Below are 4,401 nucleotides of genomic sequence, written 5' to 3' on the forward strand. Positions count from 1 at the left end.
GGACTTGGAGTGTTACACCATCCGGCTCCCAGTTTGAGTCCTCCTCGATTTGACAGACCCAAAGACCCATCACCTTCAGACGCCACGCATCCAAGGACGCCCTTCGCTAACGTGCTTCGCCCAAGGGCACCGGCACGCCGACCAAGTGAAACGCGCAGAATATGTTGTCACGGACAGAATCCTCACTGTGTCGGGCCGTGTATCGCCCGCACGTTATCTCAAACCGCCACCTAAGGCCGACTCTCCCGCGCGTCGAAACGCAGCACGGTGCCCTGATGCACCCCGCGGCGAAACTCCACCTTGTCCATGGTCACGGTGACGAAACTGCACCCGGGATAGTCCCGGCTGGCCGCGATCCAGGAGATCTCGTCGACCCACTTGAGCAGGAAGCCGCCGAACAAGTAGCCGAAATGATTGAGGTGCTCGGGTCGCACCACCTTGTAACTTTCCACAAAAGGTTTCCCCCATGGTGTCTTGAAATGCATAACAACATGCATTTAATTGCGTTTTGTCGCAGGAAAAGCAACCGGTCTTGGGGTATTCTCCCGTCCCGCCGCCCCTGTCGGGCGAGCGCGACAATTTGATGCACAAACGCAACAGGGGGCTCCCATGGCCAGCAATCCCTCGGTGGGTTGGGTCGATATCGTCGTCATCGTCGGCTATCTGCTGACCACCGGCTATCTGGGCTGGCTGGGTTACCGGGGTACGCGCACGGCGGCGGACTTTTTAGTCGGGGGGCGTAGCGCCCACCCGGTGATCATGGCCATCTCCTACGGGGCCACCTTCATCTCCACCGCAGCCATCGTCGGCTTCGGCGGGGTCGCCGGGCTCTTCGGCATGAGCCTGTTGTGGCTCACTTTTCTCAATATCGGCGTGGGTATCCTGTTCGCCTTCACCGTGCTGGGGGAGCCGACCCGGCGCCTGGGCCACCACCTGGGCGCACACACCTTCCCGGAACTGCTCGGGGCACGCTACCAGAGCAAGGGCATCCAGGTCTTTGCGGGGCTATTGATCTTCATCTTCATGCCGCTCTACGCAGCGGCGGTGATGACCGGCGGTGCGGTCTTTGCCGCCAGCGAGTTCGGCGTGGACTTTGAGATGGCCCTGCTGGTTTTTGCGGTGATTACAGCGGCCTATGTGATCCCCGGCGGACTCAAGGCGGTGATGTACACCGATACCTTCCAGGGGGTCGTGATGATCCTCGCCATGCTCTTCTTGCTCTGGTTCACCTACGACAGCCTGGGCGGGGTGAACGAGGCGCATCGATACCTGACCGGCATGGCGGACCTGGTCCCGGCGCCGCTGCAGGCCATGGGGCATCAGGGTTGGACGGCCATGCCCAGGTTCGGTTGGGGCGCGCCGACCTACGACCTGTGGTGGACCGTGATCACCGCCATCATCCTGGGGGTCGGCATCGGCGTCCTGGCCCAGCCGCAGTTGGCGGTGCGCTTCATGACCGTGCGCAGCCGTCGTGAACTGGATCGGGCGGTGCCGATCGGGGCCGTCTTCATCCTGCTGATGACCGGTACCCCCTTCGTGGTCGGCAGCCTGTCCAACGCCTGGTTCGCCCAGCACGGGCCGCTGCTTAAGGGGCAGGTGGTCAAAGAGATCGACGCCGCCAAGGGCCACGCCTTGGTGGGGCTGATGAAAGAGGCTAGCCCCGGCCACTGGGCGCCGGTGCTCAACGCCAAGACCAAGCAGCCGACGCTGGCGCCAATGGTGCTGTCCGGCCACGAGGCGGCGCTGGATGCCGCCGGCCAGCCCCTGGACCTGGTCAGCGGCCGCGCGCCCTCGGTCGTCTATGCCAAGGGCGATATCGACCGGATCATCCCGGCCTTCATCACCACCGCCTTGCCGCGCTGGTTCGGGCTGATCTTCTTCCTCTGCCTGTTGGCGGCGGCCATGAGTACCCTGTCGAGCCAGTTCCATACCATCGGCACCGCCGCCGGGCGCGACCTCTATGAGCGCATCACCGGCCGGCACGGCGTGGAGCCGAGCCTGCTGGTGATGCGTATCGCCATTATGCTCGGCTTGCTGATGTCCGTAACCATCAGCTACAACGTGCGCGAGGAGTATGTGATCGCCCGCTTTACGGCGATCTTCTTCGGACTCTGTGCCGCGACCTTTATGCCGGCCTTTGTCGGCGGGCTCTATTCGCGGCGGGTGACCCGTGTCGGCGCCTTGGCCTCCATGTTTGTCGGCTTGGGCGTCTCGCTCTTCTGGCTGTTGCTGGTCAAGTCCAAGGAGGCCGCCGCCATCGGTTTGGTGCAGCAGGTCACTGGGGGCAAGACCAGCATCCTGGCTGGCTTTCCCAATTGGCCGATGGTCGACCCGGTCGTGGTGGCCCTGCCGCTGGCGTTCTTGACCCTGATGCTGGTCAGTGCCTTTACCAAAGCGGTTGATGTTGCGCACCTGGATCGGTGCTTTCCCGAAACCAGCGGTCGCTAGACCCTGAATGCACGCGCAACCCGCACCGCGCTGCCGGTGCCTTGCTCGCAATCCATCCATTCGACTCCATCGGAGAGAATAATGCTCGGTATTCCAGACCCTATGGTCCTGGCCGCCTTTCTGGGTTGCATCGCGATCACCGCGATCAGTCTGATCTATGGCGTGGTGCGGCGTAATGTCGCAGTCGATGAGGTGACCCGCGAGGACCGCGCCTGGGCCATGGAAGAGCAGAGGGTTGAAAATGAACTCTAAGCAAATCAAAGTAGTCGTCGCCGTGGCCCTGACATACGGGTTCGGCCTATTTGGCAGCGGCCCGGTGGCGGCCGACCAGACCTTCGGCCCCGCGACCCTGGGGGCCGATGGGCGCCTGCGCGAGATCTATATCGGCAATGTCGGGCTCAACACCCAGAGTCCGTCCGGCAATCGCAGCTTTCAGCGCTACCGGCTGCGCGCTTGGGGCGAGTACAAGGTCGGCGAGCGCTTTGGTGTGGCCGCCCGCCTGCTGTGGGAGGGCCGTCACTATGCCTTGCCGCTCAAGAGCACCTGGGCCGCACCGGGCTTTCAGACCTGGTGGAACGGTGACGTCCTGTTCGACAAGCTCACCCTGGATTTTAAGAAGATCGGTGGCCTGCCGCTGACGCTTAAGGCCGGCCGCCAGGATGTGATGCTGGGCAACGGCTGGCTGGTGATGGATGGCACGCCGCTCGATGGCTCGCGTACCTTGTATATGGACGCCGCCCGGGTGACCTGTGCGGTGGACTCCATCAAGACGACCTTCGATCTGCTCTATATCAACAATTCCCCGAACACCGCGCGTTTTCCCACGCCCTTGGGCGGGGGCACCGAGGATCAGACCGAACAATTCGAGACCGGCGGCATTCTCTATGCCCGCAACAAGTCCCTGCTCAAAGACACGGACCTGGATGCGTACTACATCTACAAGCACAATAACCCCAATGACACCGTCGGGAACCTCCGCAACGCCAGCGGGGCCCCCTTCGCCTCGCCTGCCGATGCCGGGGAGGTCAACGCGCTGGGTGTCCGCATCGACTCCAAGCTCACCCCCGCCTGGGCGGTGCGCGCGGAGGCGGCGGGCGAGTGGGGCGGCACCAAGCCCTACCCGGGTGCGCCGCGTCAGGACCTCGCCGCCTTCGGTTTCAACGGTCGCTTGACCTATGCCTTCAACGACAAGCGGGCCAACCGGTTACACCTGGACCTGGAATATCTCTCCGGCGATGATCCGCACACCAAGGCCAACGAGTCATTCGATCCGCTGTGGGGGCGCTGGCCCCAGTGGAGCGAGCTCATGATCTACCAGTGGCCGCTGGACAGTCGGGTGGGGCAGGCGACCAACCTCACCCGGCTCAATCTGGGCTGGCTGGCCAAGGTCCACCCGACCACCGAGGTCTTGTTGGACTACCACGCTCTCTGGGCCAACCAGCAGAGCACCCGCTCCCCCGCCCAGTTGGTGAACATCAGCCAGAACGGGAACTTCCGCGGGCACCTCTTCACCGGCTGGGTCAAGACCAAGTTCAACGCGCACGTCTCCGGGCACCTGGTCGCCGAGTACCTGGCCCCGGGCGCCTTCTATGCCGCCAACCGCCGGGATGGTTCCTACTTCCTGCGCGCGGAGGTGGTGTTGGCGTTCTGACGATCCGCCGGCACCCATGGTTGCCGTGTGCCCGGTGTCTCGGTAGCGGCCATGGCGCCCGCTCCACCCCGCAAGATGAACGTGGCGGGCGCCTTGGCCGTTCCCCCTCCCGCCCTCCCCCGCGAGGGGGGAGGGAGAATTGGACCGCGCTCCCGGCGCGACTTTCACGGTAACGTCGTTGGATCGACCCGTGCCCTGTCAACCCAAAGTAGAAATGTCCCCTATTCCGCAAAGTAGAGATGTCCCCTGTTGGCGGGGGCAGGGGGCGAGATGCAGGGGAGGGGCCGCCGGGTCGGCGGGCC

Annotated in this window: 3 protein-coding genes and 1 pseudogene; 3 read left to right on the forward strand and 1 reads right to left on the reverse strand. The window is 63.9% G+C overall.

Annotation, left to right across the window (positions count from 1 at the left end):
- Positions 1-239: 239 nt before the first annotated feature.
- Positions 240-452 (reverse strand): annotated as a pseudogene (locus tag QZX93_RS16115) (acyl-CoA thioesterase); the annotation flags it as partial.
- A 157-nt stretch (positions 453-609) separates the two neighbouring features.
- Here QZX93_RS16115 and QZX93_RS16120 point away from each other — a divergent pair.
- From QZX93_RS16120 to QZX93_RS16130, 3 genes are all read left to right on the forward strand, one after another.
- On the forward strand, positions 610-2,448 hold the full coding sequence (locus QZX93_RS16120; protein WP_295389383.1) for a sodium:solute symporter: 1,839 nt from the start codon (positions 610-612) through the stop codon (positions 2,446-2,448).
- Between the two features lie 81 nt (positions 2,449-2,529).
- Positions 2,530-2,700: a symporter small accessory protein gene (locus QZX93_RS16125; RefSeq protein ID WP_295389381.1), complete on the forward strand. Its 171-nt coding sequence runs from the start codon at positions 2,530-2,532 to the stop codon at positions 2,698-2,700.
- A complete protein-coding gene (locus QZX93_RS16130; RefSeq protein WP_295389379.1) occupies positions 2,690-4,099 on the forward strand; it encodes an alginate export family protein in 1,410 nt (469 codons plus the stop codon). Before QZX93_RS16125 ends, QZX93_RS16130 begins: the two co-directional genes overlap by 11 nt.
- The last annotated feature ends 302 nt before the right edge of the window (positions 4,100-4,401 follow it).

Source organism: uncultured Thiodictyon sp. (assembly GCF_903946935.1).
Taxonomy (GTDB): Bacteria; Pseudomonadota; Gammaproteobacteria; order Chromatiales; family Chromatiaceae; genus Thiodictyon.